The 25,133-nt window shown below is 59.7% G+C and carries 25 protein-coding genes and 1 tRNA gene; 12 read left to right on the forward strand and 14 right to left on the reverse strand.

Features of this window, described 5'->3' with window-relative positions:
• Nucleotides 1-108 precede the first annotated feature (108 nt).
• Complete coding sequence (locus C4K27_RS31310; protein ID WP_155274260.1) at nucleotides 109-276, reverse strand: hypothetical protein; 168 nt, start codon at nucleotides 274-276, stop codon at nucleotides 109-111.
• Nucleotides 277-475: 199 nt separating this feature from the next.
• Between C4K27_RS31310 and C4K27_RS23060 the strand changes: the two genes are divergently transcribed.
• Nucleotides 476-3,367 (forward strand): ribonucleoside-diphosphate reductase subunit alpha, encoded by a 2,892-nt coding sequence (locus tag C4K27_RS23060; RefSeq protein WP_007921632.1) that lies wholly within the window; start codon nucleotides 476-478, stop codon nucleotides 3,365-3,367.
• Between the two features lie 256 nt (nucleotides 3,368-3,623).
• On the opposite strand, the gene flgE is transcribed toward C4K27_RS23060, so the two are convergent.
• From flgE to C4K27_RS23095, 7 genes are read right to left on the reverse strand one after another with little or no spacing between them, the layout of a single operon-like run.
• Entirely contained in the window at nucleotides 3,624-4,949 is a 1,326-nt protein-coding gene (gene flgE / locus C4K27_RS23065) for a flagellar hook protein FlgE (RefSeq protein WP_053262276.1), read from the reverse strand.
• Between the two features lie 30 nt (nucleotides 4,950-4,979).
• Complete coding sequence (gene flgD / locus C4K27_RS23070; RefSeq protein ID WP_053262277.1) at nucleotides 4,980-5,708, reverse strand: flagellar hook assembly protein FlgD; 729 nt, start codon at nucleotides 5,706-5,708, stop codon at nucleotides 4,980-4,982.
• Between the two features lie 15 nt (nucleotides 5,709-5,723).
• Nucleotides 5,724-6,167 (reverse strand): flagellar basal body rod protein FlgC, encoded by a 444-nt coding sequence (flgC, locus tag C4K27_RS23075; RefSeq protein WP_007921629.1) that lies wholly within the window; start codon nucleotides 6,165-6,167, stop codon nucleotides 5,724-5,726.
• A 3-nt stretch (nucleotides 6,168-6,170) separates the two neighbouring features.
• On the reverse strand, nucleotides 6,171-6,578 hold the full coding sequence (gene flgB / locus C4K27_RS23080; RefSeq protein ID WP_007921628.1) for a flagellar basal body rod protein FlgB: 408 nt from the start codon (nucleotides 6,576-6,578) through the stop codon (nucleotides 6,171-6,173).
• The gene (locus C4K27_RS23085) at nucleotides 6,559-6,819 is read right to left on the reverse strand and encodes a hypothetical protein (protein ID WP_125738103.1); all 261 of its coding nucleotides are present in this window, start codon (nucleotides 6,817-6,819) and stop codon (nucleotides 6,559-6,561) included. Before C4K27_RS23085 ends, flgB begins: the two co-directional genes overlap by 20 nt.
• A 2-nt stretch (nucleotides 6,820-6,821) precedes the next feature.
• Entirely contained in the window at nucleotides 6,822-7,649 is an 828-nt protein-coding gene (gene cheR, locus C4K27_RS23090) for a protein-glutamate O-methyltransferase CheR (protein ID WP_007921627.1), read from the reverse strand.
• Nucleotides 7,650-7,693: 44 nt separating this feature from the next.
• The gene (locus tag C4K27_RS23095) at nucleotides 7,694-8,626 is read right to left on the reverse strand and encodes a chemotaxis protein CheV (RefSeq protein ID WP_007921626.1); all 933 of its coding nucleotides are present in this window, start codon (nucleotides 8,624-8,626) and stop codon (nucleotides 7,694-7,696) included.
• A 74-nt stretch (nucleotides 8,627-8,700) separates the two neighbouring features.
• Here C4K27_RS23095 and flgA point away from each other — a divergent pair, with 74 nt between their 5' ends.
• The 4 genes from flgA to C4K27_RS23115 all read left to right on the forward strand — a co-directional run bounded on the left by flgA (nucleotide 8,701) and on the right by C4K27_RS23115 (nucleotide 11,293).
• On the forward strand, nucleotides 8,701-9,462 hold the full coding sequence (gene flgA / locus C4K27_RS23100) for a flagellar basal body P-ring formation chaperone FlgA (RefSeq protein ID WP_009050304.1): 762 nt from the start codon (nucleotides 8,701-8,703) through the stop codon (nucleotides 9,460-9,462).
• Nucleotides 9,463-9,612: 150 nt separating this feature from the next.
• Nucleotides 9,613-9,933, forward strand: coding sequence for a flagellar biosynthesis anti-sigma factor FlgM (gene flgM / locus C4K27_RS23105; protein ID WP_053262278.1), 321 nt, complete (start codon nucleotides 9,613-9,615; stop codon nucleotides 9,931-9,933).
• A 50-nt stretch (nucleotides 9,934-9,983) separates the two neighbouring features.
• Nucleotides 9,984-10,451 carry a flagella synthesis protein FlgN gene (locus tag C4K27_RS23110; RefSeq protein ID WP_007921623.1) on the forward strand — a complete coding sequence of 156 codons (468 nt, stop codon included), beginning with the start codon at nucleotides 9,984-9,986 and terminating at the stop codon, nucleotides 10,449-10,451.
• Between the two features lie 95 nt (nucleotides 10,452-10,546).
• Nucleotides 10,547-11,293, forward strand: coding sequence for a flagellar brake protein (locus tag C4K27_RS23115; protein WP_053262279.1), 747 nt, complete (start codon nucleotides 10,547-10,549; stop codon nucleotides 11,291-11,293).
• A gap of 56 nt (nucleotides 11,294-11,349) precedes the next feature.
• Here the strand turns inward: C4K27_RS23115 and C4K27_RS23120 are convergent, their stop codons facing one another.
• Nucleotides 11,350-12,732, reverse strand: a complete 1,383-nt coding sequence (locus tag C4K27_RS23120) for an MFS transporter (protein WP_053262280.1) — start codon at nucleotides 12,730-12,732, stop codon at nucleotides 11,350-11,352.
• A gap of 70 nt (nucleotides 12,733-12,802) precedes the next feature.
• The gene (locus C4K27_RS23125; protein WP_173613360.1) at nucleotides 12,803-14,044 is read right to left on the reverse strand and encodes a glutamine synthetase family protein; all 1,242 of its coding nucleotides are present in this window, start codon (nucleotides 14,042-14,044) and stop codon (nucleotides 12,803-12,805) included.
• Nucleotides 14,045-14,523: 479 nt separating this feature from the next.
• Between C4K27_RS23125 and speB the strand changes: the two genes are divergently transcribed.
• Together speB and C4K27_RS23135 are read left to right on the forward strand one after the other, a co-directional pair.
• Entirely contained in the window at nucleotides 14,524-15,480 is a 957-nt protein-coding gene (gene speB, locus C4K27_RS23130; protein ID WP_007921619.1) for an agmatinase, read from the forward strand.
• Between the two features lie 50 nt (nucleotides 15,481-15,530).
• Complete coding sequence (locus C4K27_RS23135) at nucleotides 15,531-16,460, forward strand: LysR family transcriptional regulator (RefSeq protein ID WP_219735409.1); 930 nt, start codon at nucleotides 15,531-15,533, stop codon at nucleotides 16,458-16,460.
• On the opposite strand, the gene C4K27_RS23140 is transcribed toward C4K27_RS23135, so the two are convergent.
• Together C4K27_RS23140 and C4K27_RS23145 are read right to left on the reverse strand one after the other, a co-directional pair.
• The gene (locus C4K27_RS23140; protein ID WP_053262282.1) at nucleotides 16,448-17,140 is read right to left on the reverse strand and encodes a sensor histidine kinase; all 693 of its coding nucleotides are present in this window, start codon (nucleotides 17,138-17,140) and stop codon (nucleotides 16,448-16,450) included. The genes C4K27_RS23135 and C4K27_RS23140 overlap by 13 nt on opposite strands.
• Nucleotides 17,137-18,741 (reverse strand): tetratricopeptide repeat-containing response regulator, encoded by a 1,605-nt coding sequence (locus tag C4K27_RS23145; protein WP_053262283.1) that lies wholly within the window; start codon nucleotides 18,739-18,741, stop codon nucleotides 17,137-17,139. The genes C4K27_RS23140 and C4K27_RS23145 overlap by 4 nt, the downstream gene beginning before the upstream one ends.
• 387 nt (nucleotides 18,742-19,128) lie before the next feature.
• On the opposite strand from C4K27_RS23145, the gene C4K27_RS23150 reads away from it, so the two are divergent.
• The 4 genes from C4K27_RS23150 to C4K27_RS23165 all read left to right on the forward strand — a co-directional run bounded on the left by C4K27_RS23150 (nucleotide 19,129) and on the right by C4K27_RS23165 (nucleotide 23,220).
• Nucleotides 19,129-20,061, forward strand: a complete 933-nt coding sequence (locus tag C4K27_RS23150; protein WP_053262284.1) for a phytanoyl-CoA dioxygenase family protein — start codon at nucleotides 19,129-19,131, stop codon at nucleotides 20,059-20,061.
• Between the two features lie 77 nt (nucleotides 20,062-20,138).
• Nucleotides 20,139-21,707: a glycosyltransferase family 61 protein gene (locus C4K27_RS23155; protein ID WP_053262670.1), complete on the forward strand. Its 1,569-nt coding sequence runs from the start codon at nucleotides 20,139-20,141 to the stop codon at nucleotides 21,705-21,707.
• A complete protein-coding gene (locus C4K27_RS23160; protein WP_007921600.1) occupies nucleotides 21,704-22,102 on the forward strand; it encodes a sugar 3,4-ketoisomerase in 399 nt (132 codons plus the stop codon). The genes C4K27_RS23155 and C4K27_RS23160 overlap by 4 nt, the downstream gene beginning before the upstream one ends.
• A complete protein-coding gene (locus C4K27_RS23165) occupies nucleotides 22,099-23,220 on the forward strand; it encodes a DegT/DnrJ/EryC1/StrS family aminotransferase (RefSeq protein ID WP_053262285.1) in 1,122 nt (373 codons plus the stop codon). Before C4K27_RS23160 ends, C4K27_RS23165 begins: the two co-directional genes overlap by 4 nt.
• A 19-nt stretch (nucleotides 23,221-23,239) precedes the next feature.
• On the opposite strand, the gene C4K27_RS23170 is transcribed toward C4K27_RS23165, so the two are convergent.
• Nucleotides 23,240-24,418: an ankyrin repeat domain-containing protein gene (locus tag C4K27_RS23170; protein WP_053262286.1), complete on the reverse strand. Its 1,179-nt coding sequence runs from the start codon at nucleotides 24,416-24,418 to the stop codon at nucleotides 23,240-23,242.
• 98 nt (nucleotides 24,419-24,516) lie between these two features.
• Nucleotides 24,517-24,593 (reverse strand) — tRNA-Arg (locus C4K27_RS23175).
• 297 nt (nucleotides 24,594-24,890) lie between these two features.
• On the opposite strand from C4K27_RS23175, the gene C4K27_RS23180 reads away from it, so the two are divergent.
• On the forward strand, nucleotides 24,891-25,133 hold the full coding sequence (locus C4K27_RS23180; protein ID WP_053262287.1) for a hypothetical protein: 243 nt from the start codon (nucleotides 24,891-24,893) through the stop codon (nucleotides 25,131-25,133).

The following is a 25,133-nucleotide window of genomic DNA, read 5'->3' on the forward strand; positions in this document are numbered from 1 at the left end:
TTACCTGCTTCATACACAATTTACGCACAACCTTATCCACAGGCTGTACGTTGCAATCACCCCCAAAAACGCATTATCTTGTAGCTCGGCCGCAAAAAAACCCTACATCTAGGGTTTCAGGCCAAAAACCAAACACAAATCAGACAAGAAACTCAAGCGCTTTTCTTGCACTCGTTTGGTGGAACCAATCGGATTTTCAGAAGCCAAACCGCGCGTGCGGATGGCTGCGGTTTTCCAGCCCACGGCGAGGAAAACGGTACGGGTGTTGCAGTACATGACTGTCACCCACCAGGAATACGGTCACGAGCCACTGGCTCGCGACCTATGACTTCGGCATGGAAGCGGCGCCAACAGCCCCCCTTCCTGAACTGTCCCGAAGTCGTTATGCCCGGCGTGCGCCGGTTGTAGTGCTTCAGGACGGAACGGTGGGCACCCAAAGGGTGCCCAAACAAACATAGAGAACGTGGAGACACCCATGCAAACCGACACAACTCGCGAGAACCCGCAGGCCAAAGCGCCGCAGGCTGCCGATTCCAACCTGGATCTGTCTGCCACCGCGCCTGGCCAACTGCGAGTGATCAAGCGTAACGGCACTGTCGTTCCTTACACCGATGACAAAATCACCGTCGCCATCACCAAAGCGTTTCTCGCAGTTGAAGGCGGCACCGCTGCCGCTTCGTCGCGAATCCACGACACCGTCGCTCGCCTGACCGAGCAGGTCACCGCCACCTTCAAGCGTCGCATGCCTTCGGGCGGCACCATCCATATCGAAGAGATCCAGGACCAGGTCGAACTGGCCCTGATGCGCGCCGGCGAGCAGAAAGTTGCCCGCGACTACGTGATCTACCGTGACTCGCGCGCCAAAGAGCGCGCCACCCGCACCCCAGGCGAAGAGCCGGTGCAGGCTCACCCGTCGATCCGCATCACCCGTACCGACGGCAGCTTCGCGCCTCTGGACATGGGCCGCCTGAACACCATCGTCACCGAAGCCTGCGAAGGCCTGGAAGAAGTCGACGGCGACCTGATCCAGCGCGAAACCCTGAAGAACCTCTACGACGGCGTAGCGCTCAAGGACGTCAACACCGCCCTGGTGATGACCGCGCGCACCCTGGTTGAGCGCGAGCCGAACTACTCGTTCGTGACCGCCCGCCTGCTGATGGACACCCTGCGCGCCGAAGGCCTGAGCTTCCTGGAAGTGGCCGAGAGCGCCACTCACCACGAAATGGCCGACCTGTACGCCAAGGCACTGCCGGCCTATGTCGCCAAAGGTATCGAGTTCGAACTGCTGAACCCTGTGCTGGCCGAATTCGACCTGGAGAAACTCGGCAAGGCGATCAACCACGAGCGCGACCAGCAGTTCACCTACCTGGGCCTGCAGACCCTGTACGACCGTTACTTTATCCACAAGGATGGCGTGCGCTTCGAACTGCCACAGGTCTTCTTCATGCGCGTGGCCATGGGCCTGGCAATCGAAGAAAAACAACGCGAAGACCGTGCCATCGAGTTCTACAACCTGTTGTCGTCCTTCGACTACATGGCTTCGACTCCGACCCTGTTCAACGCCGGCACCCTACGTCCACAGCTGTCGAGCTGCTACCTGACCACCGTGCCGGACGACCTGTCGGGCATCTACGGCGCCATCCACGACAACGCCATGCTGTCGAAATTCGCCGGCGGCCTGGGCAACGACTGGACTCCGGTGCGTGCGCTGGGCTCCTACATCAAGGGCACCAACGGCAAGTCCCAGGGCGTCGTGCCGTTCCTGAAAGTGGTGAACGACACCGCGGTAGCCGTGAACCAGGGTGGCAAGCGCAAAGGCGCTGTGTGTGCCTACCTGGAAACCTGGCACATGGACATCGAAGAGTTCATCGAGCTGCGCAAGAACACCGGTGACGATCGTCGTCGTACCCACGACATGAACACCGCCAACTGGATTCCCGACCTGTTCATGAAGCGCGTCTTCGACGACGGCAAGTGGACCCTGTTCTCGCCATCGGAAGTGCCGGACCTGCACGACCTGACCGGCAAGGCCTTCGAAGAGCGCTACGAGTACTACGAAGCCCTGTGCGAATACGGCAAGATCAAGCTGTTCAAGACCATCCAGGCCAAAGACCTGTGGCGCAAGATGCTGTCCATGCTGTTCGAAACCGGCCACCCTTGGCTGACCTTCAAGGACCCGTGCAACCTGCGCAGCCCGCAGCAGCACGTGGGCGTGGTCCACAGCTCGAACCTGTGCACCGAGATCACCTTGAACACCAACAAGGACGAGATCGCCGTTTGCAACCTCGGCTCGATCAACCTGCCGAACCACATCGTCGACGGCAAGCTGGACACCGCCAAGCTGCAACGCACCGTGAACACCGCTGTACGCATGCTCGATAACGTGATCGACATCAACTACTACTCGGTACCGCAGGCGAAGAACTCCAACTTCAAGCACCGTCCGGTCGGCCTGGGGATCATGGGCTTCCAGGACGCGCTGTACCTGCAGCACATCCCTTACGGTTCCGATGCCGCTGTCGACTTCGCCGACAAGTCCATGGAAGCGGTGAGTTTCTACGCGATCCAGGCTTCCTGCGACCTGGCCGACGAGCGTGGCGCCTACGAGACGTTCCAGGGTTCGCTGTGGTCCAAAGGCATCCTGCCGCTGGATTCGCAACAGATCCTGATCGAGTCCCGTGGCCAGAAGTACATCGATGTCGACCTGAACGAAACCCTGGACTGGGCACCAGTGCGCGCCCGTGTACAGAAAGGTATTCGCAACTCCAACATCATGGCCATCGCACCGACCGCAACCATCGCCAACATCACCGGCGTGTCGCAGTCGATCGAACCGACCTACCAGAACCTGTATGTGAAATCGAACCTGTCGGGCGAATTCACTGTGATCAACCCGTACCTAGTTCGCGACCTCAAGGCTCGTGGCCTGTGGGACTCGGTCATGATCAACGACCTGAAGTACTACGACGGTTCCGTGCAGCAGATCGAGCGCATCCCGCAAGAACTCAAGGAGCTCTACGCGACTGCCTTCGAAGTGGAAACCAAGTGGATCGTCGACGCCGCCAGCCGTCGCCAGAAGTGGATCGACCAGGCTCAGTCGCTGAACCTGTACATCGCCGGCGCTTCGGGCAAGAAGCTCGACGTGACCTACCGCATGGCTTGGTACCGTGGTCTGAAAACCACTTACTACCTCCGTGCCCTGGCCGCGACCAGCACCGAGAAGTCGACCATCAACACCGGCAAGCTGAACGCTGTTTCCAGCGGCGGCAACCACGGTGACGACTCGGTCCTGGCGGCTCCAGCCGGTCCTGCTCCAGTGCCGAAGGCTTGCGCCATCGACGAGCCGGATTGCGAAGCTTGCCAATAAGCTGAGCCGATAGGCGCCTCCCGGCGCTTATCCGAACCCCCGACAGGCCCTGCCTGCCGGGGGTTTTCTTTGGCCTGGGGAAAAGCCGCCCTATCCGTCCTCCGCAGCCGCTACCGGCTGCCCCCACCTGAGCGTCATGACTCATCGCGAGCAAGCTTCGCCCCTACAGAAGCAGATTGCGGTGAATGAATCTTGCGGGTACAAAAAAGCCCCTGCAGTGAGGGGCTTTTTTTCGAGCGCTGTCAGCCAGCCATTATCAGGTCATCTGAATAATGGTCTGCATGATGGTGCTCTGGGTGGAGATGGTCTTGGCGTTCGCCTGGTAGTTGCTCTGGGCCTTGATCAGGTCCACCAGCTCGTTGGTCAGGTTGACGTTCGACTCTTCCAGGGAGTTGGACACGATCGAACCCAGGGTGCCGGTTTGTGGAGCATCGTAACCCGGTACGCCCGAAGCGTAGGTTTCTCTCCAGCTGGTGCCGCCTACCGGCTGCAAACCTTGTTCATTGGTGAAGCTGGCCAGGGAGATCTGGCCGATGGCCTTGTTCTGGCTGTTGCTGAAGTTGGCGAACAGGGTACCGGTGCCGTCGATGGTCAGGTTGGTGATCTGGCCAGTGGCGTAGCCGTCCTGCACCGGCAGCGAACGCGCGGTATCGGCGTTGAACTGCGTGGTGCTGGTCATGGAGATGGTTACGCCGCCAGCATTGGCGCTGGCACCGTTGGCCTTCCACGTACCGTTGGTCACAGTGCCAGGCACCCAACCCGCCAGGGTCAGGTTGTTGCCCGGATTAGGTGTAGTAGCAGGCGGAGTGATGACCGAAACCAGTTTGCCGGCGGAGTCGAAATTCATGGTCGATGCGACTGGAGCCGTAGCGCCGGTGGTGGTCGGAGCGGAGCCATCGAGGTTACGACCATCGACCAGGGTGTAGGTCTTCCAGGTGTTGGCACCGGTTTTCACCATGTACTGGTCCAGCTTGTGCTCGTTGCCCTGGCTGTCATAGATCGGTGTGCTGAACTGCTTGGTGTAGGTTTCCACCTTGGTCGGATCGAAGGCAAAACCTGTCACACTCTGGTCAATGACCGGCGCGGTGGAGTTCAGGTTGATGGTCGAGGACACCGAACTGGTGGCCTTCGGCGACAGGTTCGAGGTGTCGATACGCAGGTCGGTCAGCACGCCGTTGACGATCTTGCCATTGGCATCGACCGCATAGCCTTGCAGGCGGGCAGTGCCATCGGTGTTGGTGATGTAGCCGTCCTTGTCAGTCTTGAAGGTACCGGCGCGGGTGTAGGTCAGCGAGCCGTTGTCGCTCAGCACGAAGAAACCCGAACCCTGGATACCCATGTCCAGTACGTTGCCGGTGTTGTTCACGTCGCCCTGGCCGAACTGCTGGGAAACGTTGGCCAGGCGCACGCCATTACCTATGGTCTTGCTACCGGTGCCCAATTTGGTGGCCGAGTAGACGTCGGCGAACTCGGCACGGGACGATTTGAAGCCGGTGGTTGCCACGTTGGCGATGTTGTTGCCGGTCACGTCCAGTTGCTTGTTGGCAGCATAGAGACCGCTAAGGCCGATATTAAAAGACATATTCCACTCCTTGTGCCGCGTTAGTCGGCTCTAGATACCAATGGTTTGAACTTTGGAGAGCGCCACGGGGCTGCTCAGTCCCGCGAGGTTCAACATCAGCTCACCGCCGGTCTGGCTGATGGTGACGCTGTTGACCGTCGCCGGCAGGTAGGTGACCAGGTCGGTCGCCTTGCCATCGATCTTTGTGCTGGCCTTGAAGGTGTAATTGCCCGGATCGGCCTTGGTGCCGTCGGTCTTGGTACCGTCCCAGACAAAGCTGGTACTGCCGGCCTTCTGGCTTCCCAGGTCGAGGGTCTTGACCGTCTTGCCATCCTTGTCGGTGATGGTCACGGTGACGCCGCTGACTCCGGTAGGCACTGTCACCGAACCGGTCATGCTCTTGGTGGTGTCGACCTGAGTGGTACCGGTCTGGACGATCACCGAACGACCCACCAGGGACGAAGCCTGCAGGGCCTGGGACGACTTGTAGTTGCCAGTGATGGAGTTCACCGAGGTATTGAGGGTGGTGATCCCTTCCAGGGTGGAGAACTGCGCCAACTGGGCAACGAACGCGCTGTTGTCCTGTGGGTCCAGCGGGTTCTGGTTTTTCAGCTGGGTCACCAGCAACTTCAGGAACGCGTCCTTGCCCAGCTCATTTTTGCCCTTGACGCTATTGGTGGCCGCGGCCAAGCCGTCATTGCTGGTGGTCGGGGTTTTCTTCGAGGAGTTCGCAAGGATCTCCTTGAGCGTCAGGCCACTGGTGGTATCGGTAACACTCATCTGAGTCGCCCCTTATCACTGACCGAGGGTCAGGACCTTCTGCATCATGGTTTTGGCGGTGTTCATCATTTCCGCGTTGGTCTGGAACGAGCGGCTGGCGGAAATCATGTCGGCCATTTCTTCCACCACGTTGACGTTGGGGTAGTAGACATACCCCTTGGCGTCGGCGGCCGGATGGTTAGGCTCGTAACGCGCCTCGAGGTTGCTCTGGTCCTCGACCACACCCAGCACCTGAACGCCCTGACCGGCCGCGTCCTGATTCTGGAACAGCGACTCGCTGCCGCCGCTTTGCGCGCCCTGGAACATGGTGGCGAACACCGGGTGGCGCGCACGGTAGGTCTGGTCGATGCTCGAGGAGACTGTCTCGGCGTTGGCGATGTTACTGGCGACGGTGTTCAAGCGAGTGGTCTGGGCACTCATGCCACTACCGGCAATATTGAAAACACTGGCGAGGGACATGGATTACTCTCCGCGCAGGGCTGACACCAGCCCTTTGAATTTGCTGTTGAGCAGCGTGAAGCTGGCCTGGAAGTTCACCGAGTTCTCGGCGTAGTTCGACTGTTCCAGTTGGGCATCCACGGTGTTCTGGTCGATCGACGGCTGCATCGGTGTGCGGTACAGCAGCGATTCGTCGCCGCTGCCCAGGCCTTCAGCTTCGATATGCCGGCTGTTGGTCATGTTCAGGGCAAAGGTGCCATTCTTGGCTTTCTCGTTCTGCTCGGCGAGCACGGCAGAGAAGTCCAGATCCCGAGCCTTGTAGTTCGGGGTGTCGGCGTTGGCGATGTTGTTGGCCAGCACCTCGGCACGCTTGGCGCGAAAACCAAGAGCCTGCTCATGAATGCCGAGCGCTTTATCGAAGCTGATGCTCATGTCGGGAAACCTTCGACCAGATTTTTCGTAAACGGGATAAAGCAAGCCGCGTGCCAAGTGCTAAAAGCCCGTAAATCAAGGCTTTGCCGGCAGCGGCAAAGCGGCAATGCCAGAAAAGCGGCAAGGCATTTCCGCGAAACGTCAGCAAAGCGGCAATGCAGCGGTTGCCGCCTCTTCTGCGCTGGCAAAATCGCAGGCACAAAAAAAGAGGCCCGAAGGCCTCTTTTTTCAACAACGACAATCTTACTTCGCCTGGTAAATGATCCCAGGGCTGCACTGGACCATCTGGTAGTGGTCGGGCAATCCATTGAGCGCCTCGGAAGCCCCGAGAAACAGGTAACCACCCGGCTTCAGGGTGCTGTGAATGCGCATCAGGATGTCCTTCTTCACCTCGGCGGAGAAGTAGATCAGCACATTGCGGCAGAACACGACATCGAATTTGCCCAGGCTGGCATAGCTGTCCAGCAGGTTGAACGAGCGGAACTCGACCCGGCTCTTGATCGGCGCCTTGACCACCCAGCGCCCCGGCCCCTTGGGATCGAAATAGCGCTGCAGGCGATCGGCCGACAAACCGCGACCGATCGCCAGGCTGTCGTACTCGCCGGTCTTGCAGTTGTTCAGCATGGTCCCGGACAGGTCGGTGGCAACGATCTGCACCCCCATCTTCAGTTGCCCCATGTTGGTCTTCTCGAACTCGTCGATCGACATGGACAACGAATAGGGTTCCTGCCCCGAGGAACAGGCCGCCGACCAGATGCGCAAGCGCTGGTTGGGGCTGGCCTTGATCGCCTCCGGCAAGACCTTGTTCTTCAACACCTCGAATGGATAGGTATCGCGAAACCACAGGGTTTCGTTGGTGGTCATGGCGTCGACCACCATCTCTCGCAAACCGCTGCGCGGCTGGGACTGAATGCGCTGAACCAGCTCCCCGAGGGACTTGATGCCTTGCTGTTCCATCAGTTTGTTGAGACGGCTCGACACCAGATATTGCTTGTTCTCACCCAGCAAGATCCCACAGGCTTTTTCCAGGAACACCCGGAACTGTTCGAAATCCAAATTACCCGTAGACAATGATGCCGCCTCTTAAATCGTGTGACCGCCAGGGATGGATATCCCTAGCTGTTATCTGCTGCTTTGATCCGGTCGACAACCCGGGATGCCAGGTCATCAGGACGAAACTTGGCAAGGAAGTCATCGGCACCGACCTTCTTCACCATCGCCTGATTGAATACACCTGACAACGAAGTATGCAGGATGATATGCAGCTTTTGCATGCGTGGATCGTTGCGTATTTCGGCCGTGAGGGTGTAGCCGTCCATCTCCGGCATCTCGATGTCGGAGATCATCATCAGAAACTCTTCTTCAGGTTTCTTGCCCTCGTCGACCAGCTTGCGCAGGTAATCCAGCGCCTGTCGGCCGTCGTTCAAGGCCACCACCTCGACCCCCACGGTCTGCAAGCAACGCGTGACCTGCTTGCGCGCCACCGACGAGTCATCGACCGTCAGTACCCGCAGTGAAACAGCCTTGTGCTGAGTCTCGACATCCACCACACCGACCGAAATGGTCTCGGGCGTCGGCGCGACCTCGGCCAGCACCTTCTCGACGTCGATGATTTCCACCAACTGATTGTCGACCCGCGTCACCGCCGTCAGGTAGTGATCGCGCCCCGTCCCCTTGGGTGGCGGATGGATCTCCTCCCAGTTCATGTTGACGATGCGCTCGACCGACCGCACCAGAAACCCCTGGGTCTTGGTGTTGTACTCAGTGATGATGACAAAGGGGTTGCTCAGATCCTGCAACCCGCCTGAACCGGTGGCCATCGCCAGGTCCAGGATCGGAATGGTCGCCCCACGAATATTCGCGACACCGCACACCACAGGACTGGATTTGGGCATCAACGTCAGTTTGGGGCATTGCAGCACCTCCCGAACCTTGAACACGTTGATCCCATAGAGCTGCTGCCCGTCGAGACGGAACAACAACAGCTCAAGGCGATTCTGCCCTACCAGTTGCGTGCGCTGGTTCACCGAATCCATTACACCAGCCATGCCCAGACTCCCCAAAGCTTAAGTTCCGACGCGCGCTCATCGCTAAACGGCACGGCGCTTGCTTTTTAACTGTTATGAACGCCAAAACGACATTTTCCCGACGCCTGACATCAAACTACCGCAGATTGCTGTACGGGCTGTCGGCTTTGTTTTTTTTAAACCCTGGCCATCCTGCCGTTGCTGACTCGGTAACCCTGCCTGATCTACTTATCGGCGTCACTCAGGGGTTTCTTGAATTCACCGTAGAAGACTATTTAGCCACCAGTCAAACGCCTGGGCGCTACGAGATCCAAGTCAATCAACTCGACCCGCGGCTGCGCATGCCGCACTGCGACAAGGAATTGACAGCGACCCTGGAAAGCCCGGCGCAACCGCTGGGACGCGTGACCGTTCGCGTCCGTTGCGACGGCGCCTCGCCCTGGACCGTATTCGTGCCCGCCCAGGTCAAGCTGTTCCGCGAGGTGGTGACCACCACGCGGCCACTCAAGCGCGCCGGCATCATCAGCCCCGAAGACGTGATGCTGCGCGAGCGCGATATCGGCCAGATCAACCAGGGCTATCTGACTTCAGTGGACCAGGCCATTGGGCAGAAGCTTGTCCGACCAATGGTCGCCGACCAGCTCGTCACCCTGGTTCACCTGGAACAGGCGGAAGTGGTACGCAAGGGCGATCAGGTGGTGATCTCTGCTCGTAGCGGCACGCTGAACGTGAAAATGCCCGGCGAAGCCTTGTCCAATGGCGGCATGAGCGAGCAGATACGGGTCAAGAACCTCAATTCACAACGGGTCATCAAAGCGCGGATCACCGCGCCGGGACAGGTGGAAGTCGCCATGTAGACGACTGGCGCTGTGCACTGTTGCCCCCTAAACTGTGGCCCATGCAGGGCAACAGCGGCGCGTGCGGGCTTATCGATATTTGAGCCTAAAGTTTTCCGGCGTATTGCCGAAAACAAGTCAAGCGTCCAAATACCCAGAGGTTTTTTTACCATGGTCATCGATTTCAGCCGTTTAAACAGCTCTCCCTCACTCACCGGCAGCACGCGCACCAGCGCCAGCAAGGAAACCGGCGACGCCGACAAATCCGCGCCGCTGAACACTCCGGCCGAACAGGCCAGCACCAGCGGGGAGTCGGTACACCTCAGTAATGAGGCTCAACAGTTGCAGAAGATCACTGACAAGCTGCGCGACCAGCCTGCCGTCGACAACGCCCGCGTGGCCGAGTTGAAGCAAGCGATTGCCGATGGCAGCTATAAAGTCGACAGCAACCGTGTAGCCAGCAAACTGCTTAATTTCGAAGCCCAGCGCTAGCCAATAAGGCCTGCGCCAGTTTTTTGGACGCTTAAAACCCAAGGCCATACATGCACGACACTAATTTGCTGCAACTGATCACCGACGACTTTGCTCCAGCTCAACAATTGCTGGAATTGCTGCGCACCGAATCCCTAGCCCTGCACGGTCGCGACATGCCGCTGCTGGAAGAGATTCTCGCGCAGAAGCAAGCCCTGATCATTTTGCTCGAGCAGCATGGCCGCAAACGCAGCGAACTCCTCGCCAGCCTGAACCTTCCTGCCAGCCGCGCCGGCCTGGAACAGTTGGCCAGCCACTCCTCGATCGGCGACCAGTTACTGGCCCAGAGTGACGTGCTGACCCAAATGCTTGCCGATTGCCAGGCGGCGAACGAACTCAACGGTCGCTCGATCCAGGTTCAACAGGCCACCACCGCCAATCAATTGAAAATCCTCACCGGTGGCGAGCCTCCAGCCCTCTATGATGCCCGTGGCTCAACCGCCAAGCTTGCCAAGCCTCGCCCGCTTAGCCAGGCTTGACCCCAGAGATGAGCGCGCCCTATCAAGTCGCGGAACATGCTGGCAAAATGCTGGCTCTTGCGTGTAGTCGTATTTTGTCTGGAGATTGATGAACCGTGTTCAATGCCGTAAACGCAGAAGATGCGCCGCAGCCACCCAAGGTGCTGACCACCCCCTTGGAAATCAACTCCACGCTGCGCTTGCTGCAAGACAGCCATGACCCGCTGATCATCACTTTCCATGAACGCAGCCAGCGCTTTCAAAGCTATCTGGTCGAGATCGATCGTGACAGCAACATGATTGCCCTGGACGAAATGATCCCCCGCGATGGCGAACGCTTCATGCTCGCCGGCGAACCGTTTCGCGTCGAAGGCTTTCACGAAGGCGTGCGCATCGCCTGGGAAAGCAATGGTATCCCGACTATCGACGAATCCAATGGTGGGCGATGCTACCGCGGCACCCTGCCAGACGAAGTGGTCTATCACCAGCGCCGCAATGCCTTTCGCGCAGCCCTGAAGCTGGCCCAGCTGGTCAACATCGAACTGGGCGGCGAAAAACTCAAGGCGCCGATCGCCGGCAAGCTGCTGGATATCTCCGCCACCGGCTGCAAGCTGCGCTTCGAGGGCGACATCTCCAGCCGCCTGCAACTGGGCCAGGTCTACGAGCGCTTTATCGCCGCCCTGCCCTTCGGCAGCATGACTGCGCCAGTGGAACTGCGTTACCTGCACCACGAAGAGAAGATCGACACAACTTTCGCCGGTGTGCGCTTTCACAACATGAGCGGCCTGGTTCAACGCCAGGTCGAGCGCTTTGTCTATCAGCTGCAACGCGAAGCCCGGCGCTTCGACAAAGACGACCTCTGAGATTCGAGCGTCGATAAAAACGGGCAGTCCCTTGCGGGGCTGCCCGTTTTGCGTTTCTAGGGCCTGGCCCCACTGAACTGATCCGGCCCTGGTTCATCCGGCTTCACTAGCGGCTCCTCAGCCTCAACCTCATCCGTGGCCGGCGTCTCGACCGGAGGCTCGGCTTCCGGTGCGCTGGTCTGTTGCATCTGATCTTGCACCACTTGCTCATCGACCCGCGGATCGAGCGCGGCCACCAATGGCGAACTGGACATGCTGTCCGGCATCGCCACGTGGTGCAGCGGCGCATCATCGACCTGATGCAGGTTAGTCACAGCTTTCGGCCGGATACGCCAGACCAGTACCAGGGCAAAGAAACTGAAGAACGCATAGAGCATCTGGCTGCCGAACAACTTCATCAGCACCCCCGCCACCAAAGGCCCGACACTGGCCCCGACGCCATAGGTCACCAACAGCATCGCGGTCAGCGAGACCCGCCGATCGCCTTCGACATGGTCGTTGGAGAACGCCACCGCCAGCGGATACAGACAGAACTGCACCAGCGAACAAAGGAACCCCAGGGCGAACAGCACCTCCAGTGGTACCTGGGGCAGAATCGCCAACGGCAAGGCCACGACCGCCAGGAAGCAGGCAAAGCAGCGAATCAGCAGGGCCCGGTCATAACGGTCGGACAGCCATCCCAATGGCCACTGCACCACCAGCCCGGCAAAAATGCAGCTCCCCATGAACAGGCCGACCTGTTCGGTACTCAAGCCCTGCTGGGAGGCATACAGCGGTGCCAGGCCATAGAACGAACCGACAATCAGCCCCGACCCGAGCACCGTGCTCAACGACTGCGGAACGCGCTTGATAAAAAATCGCGGTTCCATGGGCGCCGGATGCAAAGGCGCCGGGTGAATACGCCGGGTCATGGCCACCGGTACCAGGCACAGGGCAAAACACAGGGCCACCAGCATCAGCAACTCAAGCCCGAGGGCCGGATGCATGACCAGAATCAACTGCCCCAGGACCAGCCCCAGATACGAGGCGATCATGTAGCCGCTGAACACCAGCCCGCGCTGCTTGGCATCGGCCTGCTCGTTGAGCCAGCTTTCGATGACCATGTACTGGCACATCATGCCCAGCCCGACGATCATCCGCAGCACCAGCCAGGCCGGCAACCAGTCCACCAGGCCATGCCCCAGCACCGCCGCACCGACGATCCCGGCACAGGTGGCGTAGGCACGGATATGGCCGACCCGGGCAATCAGGCGGTGACCGATTTTCCCGCCCAGCACCAGGCCGAAATAGTTGGCCGCCATCAAGGCCCCCACCCATAACCCGTCGACATGATCGGCGGCCAGGCGCAACGCCAGGTAGGTACTGAGTAAGCCCGAGCCGATCAACATCATCAGCGAGGCGAAATAAAGCGCTCGAAAGGATTTCCAGATTTGGCGCATCGGCGTTCCGAGCGGCTCCTTGAATTGAGTGTCGGGCCATCTGGACGATAGCCCGACTGCGACGGTTCGGTTAAGCCTGGGCCGCTAAGACGCGCCGCTCCCAGGGAGTTATTTCATCAAAGAAACTGGTCAACTCCATGGTCTTCGAAGCGACGTAACCTTCGACGAACTCATTGCCGAACAATTCCTTGGCCAACTGGCTACGTTTCAGACGCTCAAGAGCGGCATGCAAGGTACAAGGCAGAGATAAACTGTCCGGCACGGCAAACTCACCCTGAATCGCCGACGTCGGTTCCAGCTCGTTTTCGATACCGTGCAAACCTGCCGCCAGGCTCGCGGCGATCGCCAGATACGGGTTGGCATCGGCGCCCGGCAAGCGGTTCTCGACCCGCCGCGCCACCGGCGAACTGGCCGGAATGCGCAGGCCTGCCGCCCGATTGTCATGGGACCAGCAGGCATTGTTCGGCGACGCGTAAGGATGGCACAGGCGCTGGTAGGAATTGACGTTCGGTGCGAACAGCGCAGTGAAATCCGCCATCCCCGCCTGCAGCCCGCCAATGAAGTGGCGGAACATCGCGGTCGGCTCTCCGGCCTCATCACTGAACACGTTACGCCCGCTGGCCGAGTCCACCAGGCTCTGGTGAATATGCATCGAACTGCCCGGCGTGCGCGCCAGCGGCTTGGCCATGCACACCACGGTCAGGCCATGCTTGAGCGCCACTTCCTTGAGCAGGTGCTTGAACAGGAATGTCTGGTCGGCCAGCAACAGCGGATCACCGTGCAGCAGATTGATCTCGAACTGGCTGACGCCCATTTCATGCATGAAGGTATCGCGCGGCAAGCCCAATGCCGCCATGCAGGCATAGACCTCACTGAAGAACGGCCGCAAACCGTTGTTGGAACTGACGCTGAACGCCGAATGCCCATCCTCGCGACGACCGTCCAGGCCAAGGGGCGGCTGGAAGGGTTGGGTCGGGTCGGTATTGGGAGCAAACACGAAAAATTCCAGCTCGGTCGCCACCACCGGCGCCAGGCCGCGAGCGGCGTACCGCGCGATGACCTCTTTGAGCTGGCCCCGGGTGGAAAGACGCGAGCTTTCACCGCTCAACTCGTCCGCATCGCAAATCGCCAGCGCACGTGGCTGCGAACTCCAGGGCAGGCGATGAATCTGTTGCGGGTCGGCAGTGAGCGCCAGGTCGCCGTCGTCACTGCCGTAAAAACGCGCGGGAGGATACCCCCCCATGATGCATTGCAACAGCACCCCACGGGCCATCTGCAGACGCCGCCCTTCGAGGAAACCCTCGGCGGTCATCACCTTGCCCCGTGGCACGCCGTTCAGATCCGGAGTGACACATTCAATCTCGTCAATGCCCGTCAATCGCTGAGCGAGTGAACTGCGGCCATCGGTTGTCATGACTCAATCCTTGTTGTTGTACGAGCCGAGAACGGCGACCCGTACAAAATAGGCTCCGGCTGTTCGGAATATCAAGCTGGGACACTCGAAATACCCGGATAAACAACCATCATCCGGCATGCCTTCGCAAGGAGCGTTCTCAAGGAACTTGTCACAAAACACAAGCCAGCTTGCCGAGCTGATGATTTATCGGCCTGCCACGCCCGCCCTATGATTTTTTCGCCCCCGCCAACTCGCTTGGCTGGGCTCGGCTGGTGAGCCATGCGTAAGGCCCCCTGCTGACCAGCCCGGCCGCCGTGCCGTCCATCGAAACCCATTGACAGCGCTTACCCAGGGAGCAGCCACATGCCGCTCCCATTCGCCACAGGAGCTCCACCATGCCCAATGATTTTCCCCAACCCGTGGACGCAGCGCTGGTGCCACGCTTCGCCGGGATTCCGAGCTTCATGCGCCTGCCGGTCTTTGATGACCCGGCCCAGGTGCAGATCGCCCTGGTCGGAGTGCCCTGGGACGGCGGCACCACCAACCGCGCCGGCGCCAGGCATGGCCCGCGAGAAGTGCGCAACCTCTCCAGCCTGATGCGCAAGGTGCACCATGTCAGCCGTATCGCCCCCTATGACCTGGTGCGCATCGGCGATCTCGGCGACGCTCCCGTCAACCCCATCGACCTGCTGGACTCGCTGTCGCGCATAGAAGCCTTTTTCCGCGACTTGCACGAGGCCGGTGCCGTGCCGCTGGCCGTTGGCGGCGACCACCTGGTGACCTTGCCGATCTTTCGCGCCCTGGCCCGCCAGCGGCCAATCGGCATGGTGCATTTCGACGCTCATTCCGATACCAACGACCGCTATTTCGGCAACAATCCCTACACCCACGGCACACCGTTCCGTCGTGCCGTGGAGGAAGGCCTGCTGGACCCGCGACGCACCGTGCAGATCGGTATCCGTGGCTCGGTCTATTCGGCCGATGACGAGGCCTTCGCTGCCGAGACCGGCATCCGCGTGATCCATATGGAAGAGTTTGCCGAGATCGGCGTCGCCGCCACCCTGGCCGAGGTCCGACGCGTGGTCGGTGACGGCCCGACCTATGTCAGCTTCGATGTCGACGTGCTGGATCCGGCCTTCGCCCCCGGCACCGGTACCCCGGAAATCGGCGGCATGACCACCCTGGAGGCCCAGCAGTTGATCCGTGGCCTGCGCGGCCTGAACCTGATCGGAGCCGATGTGGTGGAAGTGTCGCCGCCCTTCGACGTCGGCGGCGCCACGGCGCTGGTGGGGGCGACCATGATGTTCGAGCTGATGTGCCTGCTGGCCGAATCCATCGCCTCTCGCCGCTGACTCGCAGATCCGCACCGGTGTAGGCTTTGCCCATCCCCTTGCCGCGCCTGATGGAGGCCAATGTGCTGGGCAGCCTATCCGATATCGACCTGCGCATGCTGCGGGTCTTTTGCACCATAGTCGACGCCGGTGGTTTCACCGCGGCCCAGGCCAGGCTCAATACCAGCCTGTCGCGCCTGAGCGTGGTGGTACGCGATCTCGAGGAACGCCTGGGCTGCTCACTGTGCCGACGCGGTAGCAGTGGCTTCCAATTGACCGAGGAAGGCCTGGAACTGTTCGATGCTGCGCAGTTGCTGTTTCGCGACATCGAGCGCTTTCGGCAGCAGGCCAACCAACTCGGCGGGCCGGCACGCGACCATCTGCAGATCGGCAATGTCGACAGCATGCTCAGCCTGTCCTATGCGCCATTGCCCCTGGCCATCAACCTGTTCCGCCAGCGGCTGCCGGAAGTCCGCCTGGGCCTGCACATACTGCGTCCCGACGAGCTTGAACAGGCCGTGCTCGACGAGCGCCTGCACCTGGCCATCGGAGCCTTCCACCACCAGCTCTCCGGGCTGCGCTACCAGCCGCTGTTCGAGGAGGAACAAAACCTCTATTGCGCTGCTGGGCACCCGCTGTTTCAACGCAGCGACACTGACCTGACCCTGGAAGAAATATGCAACACACCCTATGTCGGCCGTGGCTACATGGCTGAGAACCAACGCCCCCATGGCCTGTATTTTTTGCAGAGCGCCACCGTCTACACCATGGAAGCGATTGCCACCCTGGTGTTTTCCGACAGCTATCTGGGTTACCTGCCCAGCCACTATGCCGCCAACTGGGTGGCCAGGGGCCAAATGCGCGCCCTGTTACCGCAGCGCCTGGCCTATCGTTCGACCTTTCACTGCATCACCCGTCAGGGCCAGGAGCCGAAAGCCGCCCTGACCTGCTTTCTACAGGCCCTGGAGCAAGCGCAACAGCAGCTGGCTCAGGGCAGGTAGAGGCTGAACACACCGCCGCCCAAAGGCCCGCCGTTGCGAATCTCGGTACGTCCGCAGACACCGTTGCGCTGATGCAGCGCGGCAATGCGCCCGGCGAAGTACAACCCCAGGCCGGTGCTGCCGCTGCTGTGATTGATGCCTTGCACGTAGTCGGCCTGGTTATCGATCATCGGCTGCGGATAACCCTCGCCATCGTCATTGATCGTCAGCACCGTCTGCCCGCCTTCATCGTGCACGCTGACCAGCAACGCATGGCGCGCATAACGAATGGCGTTGTTGATGCAGTTGTCCAGCACCGAGGCGATCAATTCCCGATCGAAGAACCCCAGGGGGGTCAAGGGATCGACTTCATAGGTCGCGGCAATGCCACGACTGGCGAACACATCCTGATGGCTGACCAGTTGCGCCTCGATGAAGTCATCCAGTTCGTGGTAACCCGGCTGCACCGGCAACTGGTTGACCCCCAGTTTGTAGAGCCCCAGCAGTTGCACCAGCATGCCGTTGAGATGGGCAAACTCGAACTCCATCACGCCCTGCTCCGGCGTGCCCTGGTGCGCCTGCGGCAGTGCCGCCAGCCACTGGGCATGGGCCTGCATGAGCAGGGTCAGGGAGTTCTTCATGTCGTGCACGGTAGAGGCGATCACCGTGGAAAAGTCGAGAGCCTGTTCGTGGGTATTCATTCGCCAAACGCCTTGCTTCGCAGCTTCTGATAACGCGGATAACGCGCGTCGGTATCGGGCATCAGGCCGACCATTTTCAGGCAGGTCCGGCACTCATCCAGCAGTGCCGTGTCCTGGGTGATGTCGGTGCCGTGCAATAGCGACTGCGCCATGTTCAGGGCAATACTGATGTTCTTCGGTTGCATGGCCAGGGCCCGACGGAACAGATCCCGGGCTTCACCCAACGCGCCGGCCTTGTAGCTGCGCACGCCTTGACGGTTCATGTCCGCCGCCGCGTTGGCAGAGTTGAGAATCGCCGGGTCATCGGTGAGCTTGGCAATGCCTTCCATCACCTTCGGGTCGTCGCCGTAGATTTCCGCACAGTTTTTCAGCATCGATGCACCGGCATCGGCCTGTCCCAGCATCTGCAGTTGCTTGGCCACCAGCAACGCCGCTTCCGGGCTCATGAACTGCTCCATCCCGTCCAGACGCAGCATCGCCTGCTCGGTGAGTTTTTCCGCCGTTTCAGCATCGTTGAGCAACAGGCTGGTGGCCTTCATCAGGCGCGCGCGAATCTGCAGCCCCGGATCGCTGGGGTTTTCCTTGGCCACCGCACTCAGGGTGCTGTTGATTTCCAGGCGCGTGCGGGTATCCAGGCCCCTCTCGCTGCCCTTGCTGATCAACGCATGGGCCAGGCCAAGGTTGCTTTCCGGATCCTTGAAACGCGATTGCGCGCCTTGCGATACCGCCTGGCGATAGGCCTTGGATGCGGTCTCGAAGTCTTCGTTGGTCATCGCCAGCTTGCCCAGCAGCGCTTGCCGGCGCACGGCCAGTGGCGACAGGCGCACCGCCTCCTCCAGCACACTCTGGGCGCGCTTGGAATCACCCTCGGCGAGCAACACATCGGCCATGCCATCGTAGAGCGCCGGCATCATCGGAAACGCCTTCAAGGCCTTTTCATAGATGGCCTTGGCCTGGGTCACCTGGCCACGCTTGAACAGCAGACGCCCCAGGCCGACATAGGCCCACGGCAACGGGCGATCCGCCAGGATGCTCTCGTACAACCGCTCCAGCGCCTCGTTCTGATTCATGTCACGCAAGGCATCGGCCCGGTAACGCAGGCACAACGGCGCATAACGCGGATCCTGCTTGCACAGGGCGATGCAGGCATTGAGCACCTCGAGCGGCTTGCCGCGATCGAGCGCCTGCAGGATCGGCTTGAGCAACGACTTGCGCTGCTGCAGCCGCTCCAGTCGCTGAGCCAGGCTGGAGCGGTTGAAAGGCTTGGTCAGATAGGCGTCCGGCTCGTGCTCGAGGGCGCTGAGCACCATCGACTGGCTGGTCTCGGCGGTGACCATGAGAAACACGCTTTCATGGCTGATCAGCTTGTCGGTCATCAGGTCTTCGAGCACCTGCTGACCATTCTTCTTGCCGTCGCCCAGGTGGTAATCCTGCAGGATGAAGTCATAACGCTTTTGCGCGCACATGCGCAGCGCCTGCTCGCCTGTATCGGCAGTGTCTACGTCCTTGACGCCCAGCTCACGCAGCATGGACCGGATAGAACTGCGGAAATCCGAGAAATCATCGACGATCAAAAAGCTTTTTTGGTGGTACGCCAGCATCGAAGATTCCAGACCCGTAAAAAAGATGAAGTCCGAGGCAACAGCAGGACACGCTCAAGGTCGTCACCCTTGTTGCCCCCGGACAACGATAATGGCCACAGGCCATCAATGCATTCTACATCAACCCACAATGGCGCCCGCCCGCTCTCGCCGGACACTCGGTCCATGGCCCCGCCATTTGACCTGCAACAACATCCATGGGGTTATCGGCCGATTCTGGCGTTCCCTTATAGATAGTTGCCAAAAGCATTCGATATCCTTGCTCGCGCCGCCCGCCAGCTCCGGTTGCGGCAAACTCCATCGGGAATATCAGCCGCGCGGCATCAACTTTAAGCCAGCCACGCCGATACCTTGCAGACAGACAGCAACAGTCAAAACGAGCGCAACATGCAAACCTGTATCCAAAACCTCATCGACCAGGGCGCCCATATCTTCGGCGAGATCCTGGACGCTGACCGCACGCAGGCGCTGTACCGCGAAATGATCGCCGCACGGGCCTTCGGGGCCGGGCTGTTCATGGACGAGGCTGAATACCTGGCCCAGGAAAACCACCTCAACGCCAACCCGAACAAGACCTTCAACTTCCTCAATGGCTTCGAGTCGCAGTTGCAGTTCATCGAGCAGGACCCGCGCCTCACTGCGGTCCTCGATGAAGTGCTCGGCGCCGACTATGAGGTGGTGATCAAGAAAGCGGTGTGCGGCGTACCGGATTCGTGGCTGCCGGACTGGGTGCGGGAAAAGATCCGCGATGTGAATGTGGCGAACCTGGGGCCCTATATCAAAAAACCCTTTCGCGACATCACCTACTTTCGCGGGATCGACTTCCACCAGGACATCATCGATTGGCCCCAGGGCCGGGTGGAACTCGACCCCTCGACCTTTCTGACCCTATATGTTTACCTGCACGACGTCACCGAAAACGACTCGCCCCTGCACCTGATGCCCGGCACTCACCGCTTTGGCGCCACGCTGTTCCCGCATCGACTGGAACATCAGGAGCACGACCAGTGGACCTACGCCGACGATCATGGACAGCAGATGCCCTGCCAGGATTACCGGCTGACCGGCGGGCCGGGTTACGTTGGGCTCTGGCATAACTGCACCTTGCATGGCACACGGCCGGTGGCCAACGAGTCGGAGCAGTTCCGCCTGTCGCTGCGTTATCTGCTGGGCAAGTCCCGAGGCAATACCGGCAAGACCGCGATCGACACCATCAACGGTGCGATCCAGGGTGAGTTGCAACCGGTAAGGACCCGACGCGACCTGAACGCCAAGGGTATCGCCCAGATCAAGGGCAACATCATCAATAACAATGGCTAGCGTCACCGCCTTTACCGAGCGGGCGAACCGCTCGGGTGACGATCTACCACCGGCAGCACCAGCAAGACGAGGTCAATGTGTCGACAGGGTTTGGACAAAAAGCGCGGGTGCTGATATTCGGCACCGGCGCCGGCGGCATCAATTTCTACAAGTACAACCGCCGCCGCTACCGGGTGATCGGCTTCGTCGATAACAACCAGCAGAAGCAGGGCCAGCATCTGTTCGGCAAGTTGATCCACGCCCCTCAGCAACTGAGCGCGCTGGTTTTCGACAAGATCATCATCGCCAGCGATTACTATAGCGAGATCTACCCGCAGCTCACCGACATGCTGGCGATCGATGAACAACGGATCGAAGTGTTCCATGGCGCACAGATCAGCTCGCAACTCCCATGGTTCCAGCGCATAGGCAAACGCCTGGAGCAACTGGGCTATGAACGCATGTGCAAGCAGCCGGGACTGATCAGCGACCTGCTGTATCGCCTGCTTTTTCGACGCCAGGATACCCGGCGCCTGGCCTTGCGCTGGCTGGATGAAAGCGCCGAGCACAAGGTCCATGTGTTTCGCCCGAGCCAACCGGGAAGCAGCCAGCCGCCACGGTTCGTCCATCAATCGACACCGGCGATCACCCTGGAATTACCCGAGGTCGCCCTCTACCACTTGCGCCAGGGGCAGGTCTGTTCGGTGTCCCGTTCGGTGATACTGCCAAATGGGCAATTGGTGGTGGAGCGAGTGCCCACGACAAAATCCTCGCAGGCCGACTATAGTGCTGCGCACCTGCTCTACCACGGCCAGCGCCTGGCCCTGGTTAGGACCGGCAAACCCATCGAGCTGGAAAAAGGCCTGCTGATCAGCGGCTGTAACGAGCAGAACTATTACCACTGGACGGTAGAAGTCTTGTCTCAACTGCAATTCGTGGCCGAACTGCCGCCGCAATATGCGGACTATCCACTGCTGATCTCCAAGAGCAGCCAGAACATTCCCTCGATCAAGGCCCTGATCGAGGCGATTGGCGTTGACCGCCCGCTGGTACTCTTGGACAACATCACCAGCTATCAGGTGGCCGACCTGCTGCTGATCAGCGCGCCCAACAACATGATCCCGAACTTCAAAGGCGTGGCACAGAACAGTGCCAGCAGCGGCTTCGCACGCCCGGAATCGATCCACTTCCTGCGGGAAAAAGCCCTGCGTCTGGCCCATGACATCCCCACCGGCGAACTCCCCAAGCGAGTATTCCTGGCCCGCAAAGGTTTTCTCCGGCACTACAACCAGGCCGAAATCCTCAAGCTGCTGGAACCCTATGGGTTTACCTGCGTGTACATGGAGGAACAGGACATCAGCCATCAGGTGGCGATCATGGCCAATGCCGAAGTCATAGTCGGCCCCACCGGCGCGGCCTGGACCAATCTGATTTTCGCCTCGAAAAACACCCGCGCGCTGTGCTGGATGGCCGAGGAATATGGGCAGCTGTCGTGTTTTTCCAACCTGGCGGCGATCGTCGGCGTGGAAATGGACTACATCGCTTACCGGGTAGGCTCGACCGACTCCCGAGAACTGTATTACCGGAATTATCGGGTCGACGCCAAGAGCGTTGAAAACTGGCTGCAACAGCATTTGTCGAAACGGCTCGAAGGGGAGACGCGATGAAGATTCACATTCTGCCGCTGCAGACCCACGGCGATGACCGTGGTTCGCTGATCGCCCTGGAAGAAGGGAAAAACATCCCCTTCCCGGTGAAGCGGGTGTACTACATGTTCAATACCGGTGAAGGGGTTCGCCGCGGCTACCACGCCCATAAGACCCTCAAGCAGGTGGCCATCGCCGTACGCGGCTCGTGCCGTTTCCTGCTGGACGACGGTCGGGAAAAAATCGACATCACCCTGGACAATCCTTGCCAGGGCCTGCTGATCGAATCCTTTATCTGGCGTGAAATGTATGACTTCTCCCCAGACTGTGTGCTGATGGTCCTGGCCGATCAACTCTACGAAGAAGGCGACTATGTTCGAGACTATGCCCAGTTCATGGACATGCTCGGACAATGACTCAAATGATGAATATTCCGTTTCTGGATTTGAAAGGCATCAATCACGAATATGCCGATCAGCTCAAAGCCGCTTGCAGCCGTGTTATCGACTCCGGCTGGTACCTGATGGGGCGTGAGCTTGAGCAATTCGAGGCCGCGTTCGCCGATTACTGCGGCAGCCGGCATGCCATCGGCGTCGCTAACGGCCTGGATGCCCTGACCCTGATCCTGCGCGCCTGGAAAGAGCAAGGCCGGCTGCAGGCCGGTGATGAAGTGATAGTGCAGAGCAACACCTTTATCGCCACCATCTCGGCCATTCTGGAAAACGATCTGGCGCCGATCCTGGTGGATGTGGACCCGACTACCCACAATCTGGAGATCGAAGCCGTCGAACGGGCCATCTCGGAAAAAACCCGGGTGATCCTGCCGGTGCATCTTTATGGGCAGCTGTCGCCGATGCCGCAGATCATGGCGCTGGCCCACAAGCATGGCCTGCTGGTGCTCGAAGATGCCGCCCAGGCCCATGGCGCCGAGCTGGCCGGGCGCAAGGCCGGCAACTGGGGCAATGCCGCAGCGTTCAGCTTCTACCCCGGCAAGAACCTCGGAGCCCTGGGCGACGGCGGAGCCATCACTACCAACGATGCAGAGCTGGCAACCCTGGTCCGGGCGCTGGGCAACTACGGTTCGCGCGTCAAATACCAGCACGATCATCAGGGGGTGAACAGCCGCCTCGATGAAATCCAGGCCGCGATGCTGGGAGTGAAGCTGGCGCACCTGGACAGCGATACTGCCCGTCGACGCAGCATCGCCCGCTACTACAGCGAACACATCCGGCACCCGGGAATCACCCTGCCCTCGGTGACGACTGCGAGCGCCCATGTCTGGCACCTGTATGTCATTACCTGCCCATGGCGCGATCAATTGAAAGCGCATCTGGCCGAGCGAGGCATCCAATGCCTGGTTCACTACCCACTGGCGATCACCGAGCAGCGGGCCTACCGCGATCTGGCCAGGACCTCCCAGGCATCCCGGGCGCCGCTGCATGACTCGATCCTGTCATTGCCGATCTATCCGACATTGGGCCAGGAACAGCAGCAACGCATTGTCACCGTCATCAACCAGTTCACCGCCCACTGATGCGCCTGTTGCGAGGTGCCTAGAAAGCACCTCGCAACTGAGCGAACTGCTCGTCAGTCACATAGTCGGCGAGTGCCCGACCGCAATGGTCGGCAGCCTCCAGCCTCGCCCCCTTGCGCAGCAACAACTGAAAGGTTTTACGACAACGCCCGGCGAGGTAAGCATCCTTGGCATACATCAAGGGCGTCGTGCCTTTGTTGTTGGGCCGCTCCGGGTCGGCACCTTGCTGCAACAGCCAGTCAACCACCTCATAGGCACCCGCATAACTGGCGACGATCAGCGGCGTCCAGCCTTGCGGGTTGGCATCGTTGTAACCGGCAATATTGGCCTGCAGTGCCACCACCGCCTCCAGATCGCCTCGTTCACAAGCCTTGAGCATCTCCGGCAACCGATCAAAATTCAGCCGGACGTCATAATCGATGGTGCAGAGCTCGACATAATCGTCAGTTGTGCTGATCAGGGTCCCGGCCTTGAATTGCGAACGCCCAGGCAGAATCGTCGCCGAGACCACCGGTTTCCCATCCCAGCACAAGAATTGATATTCACGAAAGGCGAACGCCCTGATCTGGTTGCGTAGCGCCCAGGCCGTCGACAGCGGATCGATCTTCAACGCCCCATAGTCGATGGCGTCCTTTGAAAAGTAGCTGGAGCCCACCGCACTCTGTGGCTGCGCTCTGACGCCATCATCGACCAACCTGGCAAACCACTGCTCCAGCAACTGGCCGGCATGCTGGTTAAAGGCGAAATAGAGATCGCGGCAGGTCCACCAGGACGGGATCGGGAATACCTGTTGCGCGACGATGTCCCCGGTATCGATACCCCGGTCAATGAAATGCAGGGTCACGCCCGCCTCGGCCCTGGACTCCAGCAACGGCCAGACCGAGGTAAACATACCCTTGTATTCGGGCAGCCTTGAGAAGTGAATGTTGAACACACGACTGATGGAGAAGCGCCCAGGCACGACGATCCGGTCGAACTCCAGGGAAATGAACGCGATGGACGCCACTTCATAAGCCGCCTCCAGGCTGATCTCACGCACACCATACTTTTGCGCGGCCGCCCGCAACGAACGTTGCCAACCATCGACGCCCGTATCGTTACGGTTGCAGACCACGGCAATTTCGTCGGACGAAAATTGTCGCAGAGCCCGTTCCAGGCCAAATACCGAAATATTGTTTTTTCCAGCAATGACAATCATGGGTGACTCCACAGCATCGAGAACTGCGTGTACCAAACGTAGCCGTTACCAGGAAATAAAGACGAAAACCACGTTTGGCCTGAAAGCCCGGAAATAGATGGTGTCCCAGGGCAGGTTCGAACTGCCAACCTTCCCCTTAGGAGGGGGATGCTCTATCCAATTGAGCTACTGGGACAAATTGACCACCGCGTGTACTGCCGCGGCGCAAAGGACGGCGTGCATGTTAACGGTCAGCCCTGCTTTTGTCATGTTGTGAGTAGGGCTTTTTAACCGGTGGCGGCCTCTGATCATCAGGCAACTTGCCAGAGCCGCCGTGCAAATTGCATCACTGCAAAAAGCCATCATTGCAGAATGCAATCCGTCTTCGTCTAAAAACCCTATTAAATCATTGTTTTTAAAGGGTTTATTAGAGGTTAGACTCTTGGCATGAGCGCTGCTTCCTCTCTATGAAAGAACAGTGGAGATCAAGCCTATGAACAGCGCCCTTCTTCTATCGAATGCCATTGCCATCGCCGTACTGGTGGTCTTCCACTTTCAGCCTGATGGCAGCGCGGATCAGAGCCCCCAGTACAGGGCCCACTACGTGCAACACCAGGCCCCGCAATTGGCTGTGATGAGCAGCGCATCGGAGAATCCTGGCATGGCACAGGTCGCCGATGCCCCAGAAGCCGTTGTTCTACCTGCCAATCCAAGACCCGAAAGCTGGGTATTTTGA

The sequence above is a fragment of the Pseudomonas chlororaphis subsp. chlororaphis genome (assembly GCF_003945765.1).
GTDB lineage: Bacteria > Pseudomonadota > Gammaproteobacteria > Pseudomonadales > Pseudomonadaceae > Aquipseudomonas > Aquipseudomonas chlororaphis.